Source organism: Vibrio sp. 10N.247.311.14, assembly GCF_041467715.1.
GTDB lineage: Bacteria > Pseudomonadota > Gammaproteobacteria > Enterobacterales > Vibrionaceae > Vibrio > Vibrio crassostreae_C.
The window spans coordinates 17,873-34,568 of sequence record NZ_JBFSVE010000046.1 but is presented as its reverse complement, the minus strand read 5'-3'; the positions used below and the strand labels follow the sequence as shown (position 1 = coordinate 34,568).

Annotated in this window: 17 protein-coding genes and 1 pseudogene; all 18 read right to left on the bottom strand. The window is 46.7% G+C overall.

All coding sequences use genetic code 11. From position 1 onward, the window contains the following. Positions 1 to 216 (bottom strand): annotated as a pseudogene (locus tag AB6F11_RS16210) (chemotaxis protein CheW); the annotation flags it as partial. After that, the gene (locus AB6F11_RS16205; RefSeq protein WP_017064111.1) at positions 203 to 985 is read right to left on the bottom strand and encodes a ParA family protein; all 783 of its coding nucleotides are present in this window, start codon (positions 983 to 985) and stop codon (positions 203 to 205) included. The gene AB6F11_RS16205 and the pseudogene AB6F11_RS16210, both read right to left, overlap by 14 nt. Before the next feature lie 10 nt (positions 986 to 995). After that, entirely contained in the window at positions 996 to 2,120 is a 1,125-nt protein-coding gene (locus AB6F11_RS16200; protein ID WP_102321169.1) for a chemotaxis response regulator protein-glutamate methylesterase, read from the bottom strand. 13 nt (positions 2,121 to 2,133) lie between these two features. After that, positions 2,134 to 4,332 (bottom strand): chemotaxis protein CheA, encoded by a 2,199-nt coding sequence (locus AB6F11_RS16195; RefSeq protein ID WP_102393293.1) that lies wholly within the window; start codon positions 4,330 to 4,332, stop codon positions 2,134 to 2,136. A 9-nt stretch (positions 4,333 to 4,341) separates the two neighbouring features. After that, positions 4,342 to 5,073: a protein phosphatase CheZ gene (locus AB6F11_RS16190; RefSeq protein WP_017064113.1), complete on the bottom strand. Its 732-nt coding sequence runs from the start codon at positions 5,071 to 5,073 to the stop codon at positions 4,342 to 4,344. A gap of 105 nt (positions 5,074 to 5,178) precedes the next feature. Then, the gene (gene cheY / locus AB6F11_RS16185; protein WP_016767062.1) at positions 5,179 to 5,547 is read right to left on the bottom strand and encodes a chemotaxis response regulator CheY; all 369 of its coding nucleotides are present in this window, start codon (positions 5,545 to 5,547) and stop codon (positions 5,179 to 5,181) included. Between the two features lie 42 nt (positions 5,548 to 5,589). Beyond that, complete coding sequence (locus tag AB6F11_RS16180) at positions 5,590 to 6,324, bottom strand: RNA polymerase sigma factor FliA (protein ID WP_017060667.1); 735 nt, start codon at positions 6,322 to 6,324, stop codon at positions 5,590 to 5,592. Further along, on the bottom strand, positions 6,317 to 7,204 hold the full coding sequence (locus AB6F11_RS16175) for a MinD/ParA family protein (RefSeq protein WP_017060668.1): 888 nt from the start codon (positions 7,202 to 7,204) through the stop codon (positions 6,317 to 6,319). Before AB6F11_RS16175 ends, AB6F11_RS16180 begins: the two co-directional genes overlap by 8 nt. A 13-nt stretch (positions 7,205 to 7,217) precedes the next feature. Further along, a complete protein-coding gene (gene flhF, locus AB6F11_RS16170) occupies positions 7,218 to 8,780 on the bottom strand; it encodes a flagellar biosynthesis protein FlhF (protein WP_029235190.1) in 1,563 nt (520 codons plus the stop codon). Between the two features lie 27 nt (positions 8,781 to 8,807). Then, positions 8,808 to 10,907 carry a flagellar biosynthesis protein FlhA gene (flhA, locus tag AB6F11_RS16165; protein ID WP_017064115.1) on the bottom strand — a complete coding sequence of 700 codons (2,100 nt, stop codon included), beginning with the start codon at positions 10,905 to 10,907 and terminating at the stop codon, positions 8,808 to 8,810. Between the two features lie 211 nt (positions 10,908 to 11,118). Beyond that, complete coding sequence (flhB, locus tag AB6F11_RS16160; RefSeq protein WP_017060671.1) at positions 11,119 to 12,249, bottom strand: flagellar biosynthesis protein FlhB; 1,131 nt, start codon at positions 12,247 to 12,249, stop codon at positions 11,119 to 11,121. A 9-nt stretch (positions 12,250 to 12,258) separates the two neighbouring features. Continuing rightward, positions 12,259 to 13,041 carry a flagellar biosynthetic protein FliR gene (fliR, locus tag AB6F11_RS16155; RefSeq protein ID WP_102393294.1) on the bottom strand — a complete coding sequence of 261 codons (783 nt, stop codon included), beginning with the start codon at positions 13,039 to 13,041 and terminating at the stop codon, positions 12,259 to 12,261. Between the two features lie 6 nt (positions 13,042 to 13,047). Then, the gene (gene fliQ / locus AB6F11_RS16150) at positions 13,048 to 13,317 is read right to left on the bottom strand and encodes a flagellar biosynthesis protein FliQ (RefSeq protein ID WP_029235191.1); all 270 of its coding nucleotides are present in this window, start codon (positions 13,315 to 13,317) and stop codon (positions 13,048 to 13,050) included. A gap of 11 nt (positions 13,318 to 13,328) precedes the next feature. Then, on the bottom strand, positions 13,329 to 14,258 hold the full coding sequence (fliP, locus tag AB6F11_RS16145; RefSeq protein WP_170791796.1) for a flagellar type III secretion system pore protein FliP: 930 nt from the start codon (positions 14,256 to 14,258) through the stop codon (positions 13,329 to 13,331). Beyond that, positions 14,245 to 14,685, bottom strand: coding sequence for a flagellar biosynthetic protein FliO (gene fliO / locus AB6F11_RS16140; protein WP_017060675.1), 441 nt, complete (start codon positions 14,683 to 14,685; stop codon positions 14,245 to 14,247). Before fliO ends, fliP begins: the two co-directional genes overlap by 14 nt. Beyond that, positions 14,685 to 15,095 (bottom strand): flagellar motor switch protein FliN, encoded by a 411-nt coding sequence (fliN, locus tag AB6F11_RS16135; RefSeq protein WP_004739851.1) that lies wholly within the window; start codon positions 15,093 to 15,095, stop codon positions 14,685 to 14,687. Before fliN ends, fliO begins: the two co-directional genes overlap by 1 nt. 29 nt (positions 15,096 to 15,124) lie before the next feature. Further along, positions 15,125 to 16,171 carry a flagellar motor switch protein FliM gene (gene fliM / locus AB6F11_RS16130; RefSeq protein WP_017060676.1) on the bottom strand — a complete coding sequence of 349 codons (1,047 nt, stop codon included), beginning with the start codon at positions 16,169 to 16,171 and terminating at the stop codon, positions 15,125 to 15,127. Between the two features lie 7 nt (positions 16,172 to 16,178). Continuing rightward, positions 16,179 to 16,667, bottom strand: a complete 489-nt coding sequence (fliL, locus tag AB6F11_RS16125) for a flagellar basal body-associated protein FliL (RefSeq protein WP_017060677.1) — start codon at positions 16,665 to 16,667, stop codon at positions 16,179 to 16,181. Positions 16,668 to 16,696: the final 29 nt, after the last annotated feature.

Below are 16,696 nucleotides of genomic sequence, written 5' to 3'. Positions count from 1 at the left end.
TTGCTCTGGCTCTGGCTCTGGCTCTGGCTCTGGCTCTGGCTCTGGCTCTGGCTCTGGCTCTGGCTCTTCAGATTGTGATTCGTCGCTCGACTCGTCAACAAAAAAATCGTCAGATTCAAAGCTTTCATCACCTAACAGCGCAGTAAAATAATCATCCAGTGCTTGTTCACTGGAGAGACTTGGCTGCGCCAATGTTGATTCTTTATTCGCGCTCATTTATCGCCAACCTTTCGAGATAAATAAGCAACTGTTTATAAGCAAATACACCACGGCTACCCGATGCAAAATGAGAGGCTGGCAAGCGCTTTAGGCTCGCATCTCGAAACTTGGTATCAATCGGCACAGCAGACGTCCAAACTTGGTTTGGGTAATCATCTTTGAGCTGCGTTAATGTTTGCAGTGAGGCTTTGGTTCGCTTGTCGTACATCGTTGGGACAATCGTAACCTTAAACGGTGTTTTGCGAGACTTCTGCATGATGGTCAAAGTGCGAATCATGCGCTCTAAGCCCTTCATCGCCAAAAACTCAGTCTGTACCGGAATCAATATACGATCGCTAGCAGCCAATGCATTGACCATCATCACACCAAGAATTGGCGGGCAATCAATCAACACATAGTCATAGTCGTCTTTCAAAGCGGCCAAAGCACGCTTCAAGATCAACCCCATGCCGCTTCGATTTCCCATTACACGGTCTAATGTCGCCAAAGACATGTGCGCAGGGATAATATCGATACCTTCGACTTCCGTTTGTAGAAGCAAAGGTCTTACCGTCTGCGCATTAAACTCACGCAACTGGAACAGATCAAACAGGCTCGATTCCACCGTATCTGAGTCGTAACCCAGATAGGTGGTCAGTGATGCATGTGGGTCAGTATCAACCAACAGAACACGGTGCCCCTTCAACGCAAGTAAACCTGCTAGAGTCACGGTCGTGGTCGTTTTACCAACACCACCTTTTTGGTTTGCAACACTCCAAACAATCATTTCGATTTACCTAAGCTAACCCAACTTCAACCAAGATCCTTTCCGCAATGCGGTCTAGAGGTAGGTCTTCAGTAGAAATGCCAGCTTTTGCTACAGCTTGAGGCATACCATATACAACACAACTATCTTCGTCTTGTGCCCAAATCGTCGAGCCCGCAGTTTTCAACATACGCGAACCTTCTCGGCCATCTGCTCCCATACCGGTCAGTATCATAGACAAGACTTTGTCGCCGTAGATCTTCGCTGCAGAGCCGAATGTGACATCCACACAAGGCTTGTAGTTCATGCGGTCGCCGCCATCGATAATTCTTAGACGTGCAGACCCTGCGCGGCCATCCACCATCATCTGTTTACCACCCGGAGCAAGATACGCCACGCCAGGCTTTAGCACATCACCGTCTTGCGCTTCACGAACTTCAATCTTACACAAGGTGTTCAAGCGACTAGCAAAAGCCGCTGTGAATGTTGCTGGCATATGCTGAACTAACACAATTGGATGTGGGTAGTGTGCAGGGATGCGAGTCAAAATCTTCTGTAGAGCAACAGGGCCGCCAGTCGAAGTACCAATGGCTGTTAATTGATACTTCTTACCTGACGCTCTGAATTTCGCCGTTGATGCAACCGCAGGCTTCGCTGTCGAAGTCGAAGCTGCTGTTGAAATCGGCTGGCGCAATAGCGTAGATGTTGAAGTCGTCGCAGTCGCTCTCGGCGCAATAGGAGCACGACGCATAAATGCACGCTTCGCTGCAATCTGAATCACACGCTGTTGAAGCAATGCAACTGCATCGTCGCGGTTACGTGCAATGTCTTCAAACTTCTTAGGAAGGAAGTCGAGAGCACCTGCATCTAACGCATCTAACGTTGCTCTCGCTCCATCATGCGTTAACGATGAAAACATCAAAATAGGCGTTGGAGACGCGGCCATGATCTCACGAACGGCAGTGATGCCGTCCATGACAGGCATTTCAATGTCCATCGTGATTACGTCAGGTCTTAGCTGTTTCGCTTTCTCAACCGCTTCTTTACCGTTTACTGCGACATCAATGACTTCTAGGCGAGCCTCTGAGTTGATGATCTCGCTAACGCGACGACGAAAAAAACTCGAATCATCAACGACTAATACTTTAATCGCCATATTTATCCTTAAATTAAATTCTTGACGCAGCTGCGTACTGCTTCAACAAGTCCGGCACATCTAGAATCAATGCAATGTGTCCGTCACTTGTAATTGTCGCGCCTGCCATTCCTGGCGTGCCTTGCAGAAGTTTATCAAGTGGCTTGATCACGACTTCTTCTTGACCGATAAGCGTATCGACAACAAAACCAACACGTTGGCTACCAAGTTGCACGATAACAACATGGCCGTGCCCTTTACGCAGTTCAACAATACCCGCTTTAGGTGCAAGCCAGTTTTGCAAGTAGAACAACGGAATAGATTTATCGCGAACGATGATCGTCAGCTGACCATCAACCACGTTTGTGCGGCTTAAATCTAGGTGGAAGATCTCGTTAACCGATGCCAATGGCAATGCAAATGGGTGACCCGCAACACCGACCATCAAGGTTGGTAGAATCGCTAGGGTTAGTGGAACCTTGATGGTGATCTTGGTGCCCTGTCCCATTTCTGAATCAATATCAATAGAGCCGTTCAGTGTGTTGATCGCTGTTTTCACAACGTCCATACCCACACCACGACCAGATATATCCGAGATCTGCTCTTTGCTTGAGAAGCCAGGAGCAAAAATCAGGTTGAAACACTCTTTATTTGATAAGCGAGACGCTGCATCTTCATCCATCAGGCCACGTTTAACCGCGATAGCACGAAGCTTATCAGGGTCCATACCGCCACCGTCATCAACGATAGCCAGTTCAATGTGGTCACCTTCTTGAGAGGCAGACAGAATCACTTTACCCGTTTGTGATTTACCCGCAGCAACACGGTCGTTTGGCATTTCAATACCATGGTCGACCGAGTTTCTCACCAAGTGAATCAGGGGATCAGCAAGTGCTTCTACTAAGTTTTTATCAAGGTCCGTTTCTTCGCCACGCATTTCAAGAACGATGTCTTTCTTCAAGCTACGAGCAAGGTCACGGACAACTCGTGGGAAGCGACCAAATACTTTCTTGATCGGCTGCATACGAGTCTTCATTACCGCACCTTGAAGGTCTGCAGTAACAACATCTAAGTTAGAGACAGCTTTCGACATTTCTTCGTCGTTGCTGTTGAGGCCTAGGCTGACTAGTCGGTTACGCACCAATACCAGTTCACCCACCATGTTCATGATGGTGTCCAGTGTTGATGTATCAACACGAACTGTCGCTTCAGCTTGTTGCTTCTTAGCCGGCACTTTAACTTCAGCTTTTGCTGGAGCGCTCGGTTTTGGCTCAGCTTTAACGGCAACTGGCGCGGCTGGTTGAGGTTTAGGCGCAGCTTGAGGTGCTACTGCCTTAACTTCTGCTGGCTTAGTCGCGGCATCCAATTCTTCAATCGAAGGTCCATTACCTGAGCCATGTAGTTGGTCAAGTAACTTCTCGAACTCTTCGTCAGTCATCAGATCATCGCCTTCAGACATCGCCGAAACAGGTGCTGCTGGCGGCGTTGGCGGTGGAGGAGGCGTTGAACTTGCCGCTGTCGGGCTCTTACCCGCACCGTGCAATTCATCTAATAACTTTTCAAATTCGTCATCAGTAATATCACCACTGTCAGCAACAGACTGAGGTGCAGCGGGTGCTGGCGGCGCTGTTGGTGCAGAAGGCGCTGTTGGTGAACCACCTTTACCGTGAAGCTCATCAAGCAAGCGTTCAAACTCATCTTCAGAGATATCATCGACTGAAGATGCATTGATGTTTGAGCTTTCAGCAGTAGGTTCCGGAGCAATAACAGGCTCAGGCGCTGCAACAACAGGTTCAGGGATAATAGGTGCAGGCGCTTCTACTGGTGCCACTTCATCCGCAGACTCTGGTTTACAGAGACGGTGAAGTTCATCCAATAAAGATTGGTCGGCTGGCACTAAAGGTTCCTGATCTTGCACGGCGCGAAACTGTACATTGACTGTATCTAGCGCCTGCAGCATGGTATCCATCAAACCTGATGTTACGCTGCGTTGGCCGTTTCGCAGAATGTCGAACACATTCTCAGCACCATGACAAGTATCCACCAGCTCAGTTAATGCTAGGAAACCAGCACCACCTTTTACTGTATGGAAACCACGGAAAATAGCATTTAATAGGTCTTTGTCGTCAGGGTTATTCTCAAGCTCTACCAGTTGTTCTGATAGGAGTTCAAGGATCTCTCCTGCTTCGACTAAAAAGTCCTGAAGAATATCTTCGTCTAAATCGTAGCTCATACGTTACCTTTAAAATCCAAGACTGGATAACAAATCGTCGACTTCATCTTGAGATGCGACAGCGTCTTCGCGCTCTTCTGGGTTCATAATTGGACCTTCAGGCGCAATCGATGCTTTCTTCTCTGACTCTGGAGTTGGCTCTTTTTGATTCGCACCGAATACCGTGAGAATCTCGACCAAACGTCCTTCCACCTCATTCACCAAGGTAATAACTTTGCTGATTATCTGCCCAGTTAAATCTTGGAAATCCTGAGCCATCAAGATTTCAGTCAATTGTCCGCGTAGTTCAGTACTGTCGCCTTCTACTTGGACAAGCAATCCATCAATGCGGTGACATAAAGCTTTAAATTGTGCCAGCTCAATGCGGCCATGCATCAGTTCATTCCATTGAGGCCTTACTTGAAGTAAACACTCGTGTAGGTTGTCTGCGATTGGCATACAGCGATCGACAGCGTCCATCGTCTTATTTGCCGCAACTTCCGTTTTATCAATGACATACTGAAGGCGATCCCTTGCATCAGGGATTTCGTCATTTGCGATAACGCTGATGCGTTCATCGAAATTGAATTGAGTCAAAGAGTCGTGGAGGTCGCGTGTCAGACTTCCTATTTCTTGAAGCATTGGATTGTCTTGAAGACTAAAGTTATCTTCATAAATGCTTCTCACAAGAGAATCAGCATTTTGCTGCTCATCGTTCTCAAGCAGCTCTACTAATTTTTTTGCTTGTTCTAATGAAATCATCCTGAATTCGGCCTTACTCCGCATACTTTGTGCGCTTAGGCTATCGAGATAAACAGATAACTTATCAGTCAGTGTTTACCTAGAAGTGCCTAAATTTATTGATGCTTATAAGCGATCAAAAATCTTATCAAGTTTCTCTTTCAGCGTTGCAGCAGTGAAAGGCTTCACAATGTAACCATTAACACCCGCTTGCGCAGCTTCGATGATCTGCTCACGCTTCGCTTCAGCTGTGATCATAAGCACTGGAAGGTGCTTAAGTTCTGCGTCTGCGCGAATGTGTTTAAGCAGGTCAATCCCTTGCATGCCTGGCATGTTCCAGTCAGTTACCACGAAATCAAATTCGCCTTTTTTCAGCATAGGTAACGCGGTCAAGCCATCATCTGCTTCTTGAGTGTTGTTGAAACCTAAATCGCGAAGTAGGTTTTTAACAATTCGGCGCATCGTTGAAAAATCATCAACAATGAGAATTTTCATGTTTTTGTTCAAATTAGCCTCCACTGAATAGGATCAGTGTTGTTAGTCGTTCTGTGTCCAAGCACTTAACTTAGTGCGTAAACGCTGCATAGATTGGCTCAGTATTTGGCTGACACGAGATTCGCTGACACCTAACACTTCCCCAATCTCTTTTAAATTGAGTTCTTCGTCGTAATAAAGCGAAAGCACAAGGCCTTCCCTTTCCGGAAGTTGTTTTATCGAATCGATCAAAGCTTGGCGGAATGACTCATCAGCAACCCCTTGAAAAGGCGTATTATCTTGAGAGTCTTCATTCGGAGATATTACATCATCTGAGACGCCTAAATCTTCAATTCCAACCAGTCTTGAGCAATTAATGTCAGTTAAAGCACTGTGATACTGCTCTAAACTGAGCCCCATGTGTTTTGCCACTTCGGCATCACTCGGGTCGCGGTTGAGGATACCCTCTAATTCCGCAATTGCACTGCTGATTTCTCGATTGTTCTTATGAACCGATCTCGGCACCCAGTCCCCACGGCGAATGTCATCCAACATTGCCCCGCGAATCCGAATACCAGCATACGTCTCAAAGCTTGCGCCTTTGGTACCATCATAGTTTTGTTGCGCTTCAATCAAGCCGATCATGCCAGCTTGAATTAAGTCATCAACCAATACATTAGGCGGTAATCGCCCCAACAAGTGATGAGCGATACGTTTAACCAACACAGAGTACTTCTCAAAAAAAGCCTGTTGGCTATTGTGATTAGCGTGTTGGTCGTAAGTAAGCGCTTTATTCACCAAATGGTTCCTCTATAAATTCAGTACGATTCAGCAGCCTTTCAACAAAGAACTCCAAGTGTCCGCTCGGTGTTTTTGGTATTGGCCAGGTCAAGGCTTTGTTAGCCAAAGAGCTGATTGCCAATGCAGCTGGAGAGCGAGGAAACGCATCGACTACGATTTTCTGTCTCTTGACTGATTGACGTACTTTATCATCTAAAGGAATACATGCTACGAGTTCGAGGCTCACATTCAAGAAGCGCTCTGTGACCAAAGTCAACTTTGCAAATAATTCTCGGCCTTCGCGGTAGCTTCTGACCATATTTGCAACAACTTTGAATCGCTGAACTTGGTGTTCTCTGCTTAAAAGCTTAATCAAAGCATATGCATCCGTGATCGAGGTAGGTTCATCACATACCACGACAACCACGTCTTGCGCCGCTCTTGAGAAGCTGATCACCATGTCCGAAATACCGGCTGCGGTATCAACCAACAAGATATCCATCTCGTCTTCAAGCGAACCGAATGCGCGAATCAAACCAGCATGCTGTGCGTGTGAAAGTTCAGTCATGCTTTGAGTGCCCGATGTCGCTGGAATAATTTTAATTCCGTGCGGCCCTTCGACAATCGCATCCTTAAGTTCACATTCGCCAGCCAACACATGCCCAAGGTTTCGTTTAGAACGAATACCTAGCATGATATCGACGTTCGCTAGTCCTAAATCGGCATCTAGCACCATGACTTTTTTGCCTTGGCGCGCCATGCAAATAGCCATACCTAACGTCACATTAGATTTACCAACGCCTCCCTTACCACCGGTTACAGCGATAACTTTTGTGAGTGAAGGCTTGGTTAAGCGACGGAGGCCGCTAGCTTGGTCATGTATCATATTTTCATTCATATTTATCCGCCGCCTAGAGCCCTTCAGAATCGCTATTCCAGTAATGAGGTTCATTCTCTGTAGATTTTTCTAATAGCTCATTAGCCTTAGCAATCATGTACTTTGGCTGAGCTATAACGATATCTTCAGGAACTCGTTGACCATTTGCTATGTAAGCAACTGGTAATGCATTTTGTATTACGACACTGATGAATTCACCTAGACTTAGGGATTCATCCAGCTTAGTCATGATGCATCCCGACAACGGGATTCTTCTAAAGTGTTCAATTGTTTCTTGCAGCACTTTGCGTTGCGCGGTTGCAGGCAACACAAGGTAGCTATTGATAACGGAACCACTCTCTTGCATCAATGTGTCTAACTGCTCAGATAGGCGAACATCTCGTTGTCCCATGCCTGCAGTATCGACCAGAATCAGGCGACGATTACGTAACTGATATATTACATCGGCCAGTTCGCTAGAATCTTTAGCAACTCTTACAGGACAACCCATAATTCGGCCGTAGATCGATAACTGCTCATGTGCACCTATACGATATGTGTCAGTTGTCACTAGTGCGACGTTATCAGCGCCATATTCCATGGCAGCACGTGCAGCTAGCTTTGCAACAGTCGTTGTTTTACCCACGCCGGTTGGGCCAAGTAGAGCCACAATACCGCCGCGTTTTAAAATATCTTTTTGTGTAACGGAGATTTGGTCAGCAACCAGAGCTAACAGAGCCTTCCATGCACGTGCAGGTTTAGTATCTTCAGGAATGTAGCAAGCCATTTGATCGGCAAGCTCTGCAGATACACCCATACGTTCAAGGCGCTTAATAAGCATGGCTCTCAGTGGTTCACGGCGCTCAACTTCTTGCCACATCAACCCAGAAACTTGATGCTCTAACAGACGACGAATTGAGGTCATCTCTTCGCGCATCGTTTCCATTTCAGTATCAGAACCTTTGGACTGAGTGTTCTCTCGACCACGATCATAACGGGTAGGATCCAAGCGAGGTGTCGGGCGCTCTACTCTGCGGTCTTCAGCAATCAACTTAGACAAACCCGTTTCACGAGCAAATGCAGAATCAAGATTTCCGTGAGACTGTTGGTTACCGTGAGATTGCTGATGGCCATGAGACTGCAAATTGCTTTGAGTCTGATGACTATGAGGCTTATGGCCCGTGCTTGATTGGCGATTGAGCAATGCTGACAATGAATCTTCATTTTCTGCACGATGCTGTGGCTCATCATCGGCGCCATGACTGTATTGCTTAAGCATATTCGCAAAGCGCTTAGTCATTGAGCGTCCACCTTCAACATTCGACTGTAGGCTAACCTTGTCATCGTCTAGTTGACGTCGCCCAGCAGGAGCTGCGGGCGCGGCCATTTGCGTATATTGGCTTTGTGCAGGCTGCTGAGGTTTATTTAATCTCTGGCTCGCTGTCGACGGGCTGGATTCGCCATCAATAGCGGCAACAATTTCCACGCCACCTGCGACCTTTTTGTTAGACATGATCACCGCTTCTGAACCAAGTTCTTCTTTAACTTGGAGCAGAGCCGTTCGCATATCTTTTGCAAAAAATCGTTTAATTTTCAATTCGATTGTCCATTCTAATTAGGCGGCTTAATTACCAACAGCTTGTACTATACGTATCTGCTTTTCGTCCGGTATTTCTTGGTAAGACAAGACTCGCAAGCTTGGGATCGTGTTCTTCACGAACTTAGCCAGAGTCGAACGCAACACGCCAGAGGTCAATAGTACCGCGGGCTCACCTTTCAGCTCTTGCTCTTGTGTAGCGTGGCTGAGAGAGGTCTGTAAACGTTCGGCTAAACCAGGTTCAATACCAGCAGATTCTCCGCCGGATGCCTGCATGGTTTGATGCAAGATTTGTTCCAGCTCAGGAATCAAGGTTATCACTGGTAACTCGGGCTCTATACCATTGATTTCCTGAACAATTAATCGTTTCAATGAGATGCGAACCGCCGCAGTAAGTATGTCAGGTTCTTGACTCTTACCTGAATACTCCGACAAAGTTTGGACTATGGTTCGAATGTCACGAATTGGAATCGCTTCATTCAGCAGGTTCTGTAGCACTTTCACAACCACACCCAACTGCAATTGATCCGGTACAAAACCTTCCACCAGCTTAGGTGTTGAGCGGCTGAGCATCTCAAGTAAATTCTGAACTTCTTCGTGGCCAATGAGCTGCGATGCGTTGTTGGTTAGCAGCTGGCTAAGGTGTGTCGCCAGTACTGTAGAAGAATCTACAACGGTATAACCTAGAGCTTGTGCGTGTTCACGCTGCTCTTCACGAATCCAAACCGCTTCAAGGCCAAAGGCAGGGTCAATCGTCGGCTCGCCATCGATCATGCCATAGACTTGGCCCGGGTTAATCGCGAGCTCCATGTCTGGCTTAATCTCAGCTTCACCCACAGCAACACCCATCAGGGTAATACGGTAGCTGTTTGGTGTCAGTTCTAGGTTATCGCGAATGTGTACCGCTGGGATCAAGAAACCAAAGTCTTGAGACAGCTTTTTACGCACACCTTTAACGCGTTCAAGCAATTCACCACCTTGGTCTCTATCAACCAAAGGAATTAAACGGTAACCCACTTCTAAACCAATAATATCGACAGGTTGAACATCATCCCAAGAGAGCTCCTTCTGAGAGCCTACTTCTCCATTCGCTTCAACTGTCGCCGGAAGGTTAGGCTCTTCCGCCTTCTTCTTGTTCTTTTTATCGATGTAATACGCCCCCGCGCCGGCAACGATGGCAAGGCTCAAGAACGAGAAATGTGGCATACCCGGAACAATACCCATGATGCCAAGGATGGCGGCGGTGATCATCAAGGCTTTTGGATTGTCGAACATCTGGAAGACAAGTTGCTCACCCATATCTTCATCAGTATTTTGGCGCGTTACCATCATCGCAGCTGCAATAGACAGTAATAGAGATGGAATTTGTGCAACCAGACCATCACCGATAGTCAGTAGCGTGTAGATTTCGATTGCTTCACCAAAACCAAGATCAAACTGAGCCATACCAATGCTCAAGCCACCAATGATGTTGATGAATAAGATTAAGATACCAGCGATCGCATCGCCTTTAACAAACTTAGAAGCACCGTCCATCGAACCGTAGAAGTCAGCTTCTTTGGTGACTTCAAAACGTCTCAGACGCGCTTGGTCTTGGTCGATCAAACCTGCGTTCAAGTCGGCATCGATTGCCATCTGTTTACCCGGTAAGGCGTCTAACGTGAAACGCGCGCTTACTTCCGAGATACGACCCGCACCTTTGGTTACAACCATGAAGTTGATGATCATAAGAATCAAGAACACCACTAAACCAACCGCGTAGTTACCACCGATAACCACGTTACCGAAGGCTTCAATCACGTTACCTGCCGCGTCGCCACCTTCGTGACCATGGAGCAATACCACACGTGTCGAAGCAACGTTCAAGGCCAATCGAAGTAGAGTCGCAATCAGCAGGACGGTCGGGAATGCAGCGAAATCTAAAGGCCTGCGGGTATAAACCGATACCAATAGCACAACCATAGACAGTGCAATATTGAAGGTGAAGAACATATCCAACAAGAAAGCTGGAATGGGCAACACCACCATAGCAAGCGTTGCAAGTACCATAACAGGTGCACCAATCGCAGGCATGGCACGGTTAGGGATTTTAGGTAGCTTGTCCACAAAAGGCAGGGAGAATTTCATAAATCTAGACAGTTTCGCTATGTTGTAGCTCTCTGAACAAGTGGATTAAATCTTAGTCAGGGCTGTTTTGCTATGGGCTTATAATGTTCAGGCTACTACAGCAAACACTGTACCAACATCTCACGTCAAATTATCGCCATCACCTCTATAAAAGGAAGATTAGCTAGCTCACTATTATCAGGGTTCATCACGCAGAGCTCAAGCAATTGATCTAATGACGTAAATCAGGTGGGATCGGCATATTAGAATCTTGCAGTTTTGGTCGCTCACCACCTCGTTTTCGGTACTGTTTAAGCTGGAAAACATATGCAAGCACTTGCGCAACTGCCGTAAACAGACCGTCAGGAATTTGTTGTTCTAGCTCAGTGGTGTGATAAAGCGCCCTCGCCAATGGCGGCGCTGGAACTATATAGATGTCGTTTGCACGCGCAATCTCTCGGATCTTCATCGCCATGTGGTCGACACCTTTAGCAACCACAATTGGTGCTTTGTCTTGATTCTGCTTATAGCGCAGCGCCACTGAAAAGTGTTCCGGGTTGGTCACAATCACATCCGCTTGAGGGACATCAGCCATCATGCGACGCTGAGCCGCTTCCCTTTGAAGCATGCGAATTCGGCCTTTCACTTCCGGCTTACCTTCAGTGTCTTTGAATTCGTCTTTGACTTCTTGTTTGGTCATCTTCAATTGATCGGCGTGTTGCCAGATCTGGAACGGGATATCAATCGCCACCACAATCAGCAGTGAGCAGCTGATCAACAGGATGAAATTGAGCAAGATATCCAAGGCATGAAAGATGTTCTGCGGGTACACATCCATACTCAGCTGCATTAAATCATGCTGAGAGGCTTGAATCAGATAAATCGCCATCCCCGATACGAGCGCTACTTTAAGAATAGACTTGAGCAGTTCAACCCAACTTTGCAGGCCAAACATACGCTTGATACCACTGAGTGGGTTGAGCTTAGACGCCTTTGGCATCGCCGCTTGCATTGAGAAGTTAATCCCACCGACACCCGCAGCGCCGATGACGGCAGCAACAAACAAAGTTATCAGTATCAAAAACAGCGGGAACAGCAGGTTCACCAGTGCACCACCAGCGATTTCTAGGAGTTTGTTAGTGTCAAAGATCTCGTCGCGACTCAAAGAGAACAGGCGTTGCATCGCCTCGAACAAAGCCTTCGCCATCGATTCGCCAAACCACATTAAAGCAATCGCACCGACAATTAATACCGATGCTGACGCTAGCTCTTTTGACCTTGCAACCTGCCCTTTCTCTTTGGCCTGTTGCAAGCGTTTGGGCGTGGCGTCTTCTGTGCGTTCTTGACCGTCTGACTCTGCCATTTCAGTCTCCTAGCAATCTAACCGGATTAGACGACATATCTGTTGTTCGCCCTGCATCCAGAATAGCTCATAGTGACTATACAAACCGCCAAGGATGTACCAACAAAGTAACAGACCCACGAGTAGCGCAAATGCAAAACCCAAAGAAAAGATGTTTAACTGAGGTGCCGCACGCGTCATTACACCAAAAGAGAGGTTAATCGTTAGCAGCGCAATAATCCCCGACAATGACATCGCTAATGCCGTTTTGAACATGATGCCGAGCCACAACGCGAGCTCTCGAAAATCCACAGAGGTTAGAGAGCCACTGCCAATCGGCAAGGTCTTAAAACTAAACACCACCAGCTGCAGCATTTTCAAGTGACCATCGGTCGCCAAAAAAAACATGGTCGCTAGCAGCATGAACAGCTGACCAAGTACCGGCGTATTTTGCCCGTTAGCCGGGTCGACCATTGATGCAAAACCCAAGCTCGATTGCATACCGAGGATCTGACCCAGCATAACAAAGGTTTGAATCATGAACTGGGTAACAAAACCCATGGCCACGCCAATCACAATTTGCTCGAAGACAGTCAGGAAGCCTTGAAAGGACAGAAGTTCAATCTCTTTGGGAACGGCCGGAATCGCAGGCATCACCGCAAAAGTGATCGCCAAGCCTAAATACAGACGAATACGCGGCGACACGAAGCGTGCCCCTGTTACCGTCATCACCATCAGCGTCGCTGAGATGCGAGTGTATGGCCAAAAATAATTGGCTAACCACTCTAGTACAAGGCTCGTTGGGTATTCCATATCGGTTTAATACAGAACTTGCGGCAAGCGTTCGATGAGCTCAAAAAAGAACTCCATCATCATCTGGGTCATCCAGTGTGCGAATAGCATCAACGCCAACAAAGTTACGATCAAACGCGGCAGGAAACTCAGGGTTTGTTCGTTGATTGAGGTCGCAGCTTGGAAAACAGCCACAACCAAACCGATCAGCAGGCTAGGAATAATGATGGCGCAAACCATGATTAATACCATCCAAAGGGCATCTCGGAACAACTCTACGAATATTTCAGGATTCATTATTCCCCCAGCTACAAGGCAAAACTGCCGGCGAGTGTGGAGAGTATCAAGTTCCAGCCATCAACAAGAACAAACAGCATCAACTTAAACGGCAGCGATACAATCATCGGTGACAACATCATCATACCCATAGCCATCAATACCGATGCCACCACCAAGTCGATGATTAGGAAAGGCAAGAACAGCATAAATCCGATTTGGAAAGCCGTTTTTAATTCCGATGTGATAAATGCTGGAATCAGAACCGCCATCGAAACATCTTCAGGGTTAGTCACTTCCGCGCCAGAAATCTCAACAAAGGTTTCAAGATCTTTGATTCGAGTCTGCTTGAGCATGAAGGATTTAATCGGTTCTTGGGCAACATCAAATGCCTGTCGTGCCGATATCTGTTCATTAAGATAAGGCTGAACTGCTTGTTCGTTAACTTGATTAATCACTGGCGACATGATGAAGAAGGTCAAGAATATCGCGATACCAATAATGACTTGGTTAGACGGTGTTTGTTGTAGACCCATCGCCTGACGCAAGATAGACATCACAACCACAATACGAGTGAACGATGTCATCAAAATCACCATCGCCGGCAAGAAGCCAAGCATGGTCATTAACGCGAGAATTTGCAGGTTAATCGAGTAGTCTTCACCGCCATTGGCATTGGTTGTCATGGTAAAGGCAGGTATGCCGCCACCATTGCCAGTCAAGCTGCCCGTGGTCATGGTTGTCGATTTGGCTTGGTCTTGTTCCATCGTGCTGATAGTGACCGATTCCGAGCCAGCGGTATTCGCAGGAATGACGGTGCCGTCTTCAGCTTGTGCAAATACCGACACACTGAATACGATTGAGCATAGGAGAATAAGCTGAACCAACCACACTTTCACCGCTCGGAAAGCTCCGGCTTGGTGAAAGTAAGAGGAGTTCAAAAGTCCGTTACTTGTTTGCATCTTTTTTTATTAGCTGGGAAAGCTGACTTGAAAATGTACTTTTTTCCAGCATCTCCTGAGTAAGAGGTTTATCGAGCTTAGAGATCAGCTGAATCGATTGTGTGGTAATCCCTACCAAGAACTGTTCATCACCCGCTTGCACAATAGCGATACGCTCTTTAGTACCAACAGGGATTTGCCTAACAATCGCCAAACCTTGTTGATTCGACATCGCAGGTACTTGCATTCGCTTGAGTAGCCAAGCAATAAATAAAATGAAGGCTATAACGAAAATTAGCGACCCAAAGGTGGTCGCTAAATCGAGAGAAGGCGGTGTTGCTGCAAAGGCAATGGAAGGAGCCGTTAATAGCCCTACTCCCAAGATTCCTCGTAACAAACCTGTCATTCCGAGAAAAGAGCCCGCAAGTCTTTGAGACAAAAAGCTCATTAACGCAGCTTCTTAATTCGTTCTGTCTGGCTAATAACGTCAGTCAAGCGAATACCAAACTTGTCGTTTACTACAACCACTTCACCGTGAGCAATCAGAGTTCCGTTGACCATCACGTCTAGTGACTCACCAGCGATTCGATCTAGCTCAACAACCGAACCTTGGTTCAACTGAAGTAAATTACGGATACTGATCTGAGAGCGGCCAACTTCCATCGAAATAGTCACGGGGATATCCATAATGGTATCCAGCTTACGACGCTCATCTTCAGAAATCGGAGATGATGAATCGGTTAGCTCATCAAGTGGTGCCGCAAGCACATCATCAACATCAATTGACGGCGCTGAAGGATCTTCACCAAGTGCTGCAGCCCATTCGTCTGCTAGCTTTTGATCTTCACTAGGTTCCATTACCAATTCCTATACTTTTATCTATTTTACTATTCGTCGTCATCATCACTGTTTTCGAGCTCAGACAATAAGTCTTTACCTAGAAAAGCGAGATCAGTTTTAACCACATGTGGTCTTTGAATTTTTTCCGAAATCTGTACTGCAAGCTTCTCACCAGAACGGCCCATTTTCACACGATAAGTCGGCAGTTCTTCGACAAACATGGTTGCGTGCTCAGGCATGTTCATTGGGATAACATCACCAGGGCGCAGCTCCATCAGATCACGAAGGGAAATATCTTGCTCTAGCAAATTCACGCGGAAATTGACGGGCACATCCATGATCTCATCACGCAGTGCGGTACTCCAACGAACATCGGTTTCCATCTTGTCTGATTGAACACCCGCATCAAGCAGTTCACGGATCGGCTCAACCATGGAGTAAGGCATGACAACGTGGAAGTCACCACCACCGCCATCCACTTCAATGTGGAACGAACTCACAACAATCACTTCGGTTGGGCTCACAATGTTCGCCATACTTGGGTTCACTTCGGAATCCAAGTATTCAAACTCAACCCCCATCACTGGCGACCAAGCTTCTTTGTAATCTTCAAAAACAATTTTCAGCAGTAACTGAATGATTCGTCTTTCAGTAGGCGTGAATTCACGACCTTCAATCTTGGCGTGGAAACGACCATCACCGCCAAAAAAGTTCTCTACGAGAATGAAAACCAGACGAGCTTCCATGGTGATGAGTGCCGTACCTTTCAATGGACGGAAACGAACCATGTTTAAACTGGTGGGTACATACAATGTGTTTTGGTACTCACCAAACTTCATCATCTGTACGCCGTTGATCGACACTTCAGCCGTTTTACGTAACATATTAAACAAGCTGATACGCATATGACGTGCGAAGCGCTCGTTAATAAGTTCAAGGGTCGGCATTCGACCACGGACGATTCGATCTTGAGATGAGAAGTCGAAATTGACCGCATTGTCATTTTCGGTTTCTAAGACATCTTCAACTTCTTCAACATCATCAACGCCATGTAACAGCGCATCAATTTCGTCTTGGCTTAATAAATCGGTCACAAATTACCTATTGAATTACGAAGTCAGTGAATAACACTTTTTCAATCACAGGCTGGCCAACAGCTTGAGCCAGGCTTGCTTTAATATCTTCTGTTGCCTTATTACGCAGTTCCACGCGGCCTGTTGGTGAGCGCAATTGATCAACCGTTGCCGAAGCGAACGTGGCCAGTAGCGTACTTTCTACAAGTGGAGAGTGGTAACGAGCCAGGTCTTCATTCTTACTGCCACGTACCATGAGCTGTGCTTTTATCTGAACTAGGCGATCTTTTTTGTCACCTGTCACATTAAACAAGAAGGGCTGAGGAATATTAACATACATAACCGGCTCTGCAGCGACCACAGCCGTTGCTGGCTGAGACTGAGATTCAGAGGCGCTATCGTCAGAACCTAAGAAAAAGTACAGCGCACCACCTATACCAAGCAGTAACACAACTACGGCAATAATAATTATAAGGAGCTTGCTCTTCCCTTTAGGTGCATCTTGTTCTTCGGCCATATCTTACTCTAACTTCCTGTTCTTGCGAT

Coding starts and splice junctions, on each gene's coding strand:
- AB6F11_RS16205 (WP_017064111.1), bottom strand. CDS start 985: ATGATTGTTTGGAGTGTTGCAAACCAAAAAGGTGGTGTTGGTAAAACG.
- AB6F11_RS16200 (WP_102321169.1), bottom strand. CDS start 2,120: ATGGCGATTAAAGTATTAGTCGTTGATGATTCGAGTTTTTTTCGTCGT.
- AB6F11_RS16195 (WP_102393293.1), bottom strand. CDS start 4,332: ATGAGCTACGATTTAGACGAAGATATTCTTCAGGACTTTTTAGTCGAA.
- AB6F11_RS16190 (WP_017064113.1), bottom strand. CDS start 5,073: ATGATTTCATTAGAACAAGCAAAAAAATTAGTAGAGCTGCTTGAGAAC.
- cheY (WP_016767062.1), bottom strand. CDS start 5,547: ATGAAAATTCTCATTGTTGATGATTTTTCAACGATGCGCCGAATTGTT.
- AB6F11_RS16175 (WP_017060668.1), bottom strand. CDS start 7,204: ATGAATGAAAATATGATACATGACCAAGCTAGCGGCCTCCGTCGCTTA.
- flhA (WP_017064115.1), bottom strand. CDS start 10,907: ATGAAATTCTCCCTGCCTTTTGTGGACAAGCTACCTAAAATCCCTAAC.
- flhB (WP_017060671.1), bottom strand. CDS start 12,249: ATGGCAGAGTCAGACGGTCAAGAACGCACAGAAGACGCCACGCCCAAA.
- fliR (WP_102393294.1), bottom strand. CDS start 13,041: ATGGAATACCCAACGAGCCTTGTACTAGAGTGGTTAGCCAATTATTTT.
- fliQ (WP_029235191.1), bottom strand. CDS start 13,317: ATGAATCCTGAAATATTCGTAGAGTTGTTCCGAGATGCCCTTTGGATG.
- fliP (WP_170791796.1), bottom strand. CDS start 14,258: ATGCAAACAAGTAACGGACTTTTGAACTCCTCTTACTTTCACCAAGCC.
- fliO (WP_017060675.1), bottom strand. CDS start 14,685: ATGAGCTTTTTGTCTCAAAGACTTGCGGGCTCTTTTCTCGGAATGACA.
- fliN (WP_004739851.1), bottom strand. CDS start 15,095: ATGGAACCTAGTGAAGATCAAAAGCTAGCAGACGAATGGGCTGCAGCA.
- fliL (WP_017060677.1), bottom strand. CDS start 16,667: ATGGCCGAAGAACAAGATGCACCTAAAGGGAAGAGCAAGCTCCTTATA.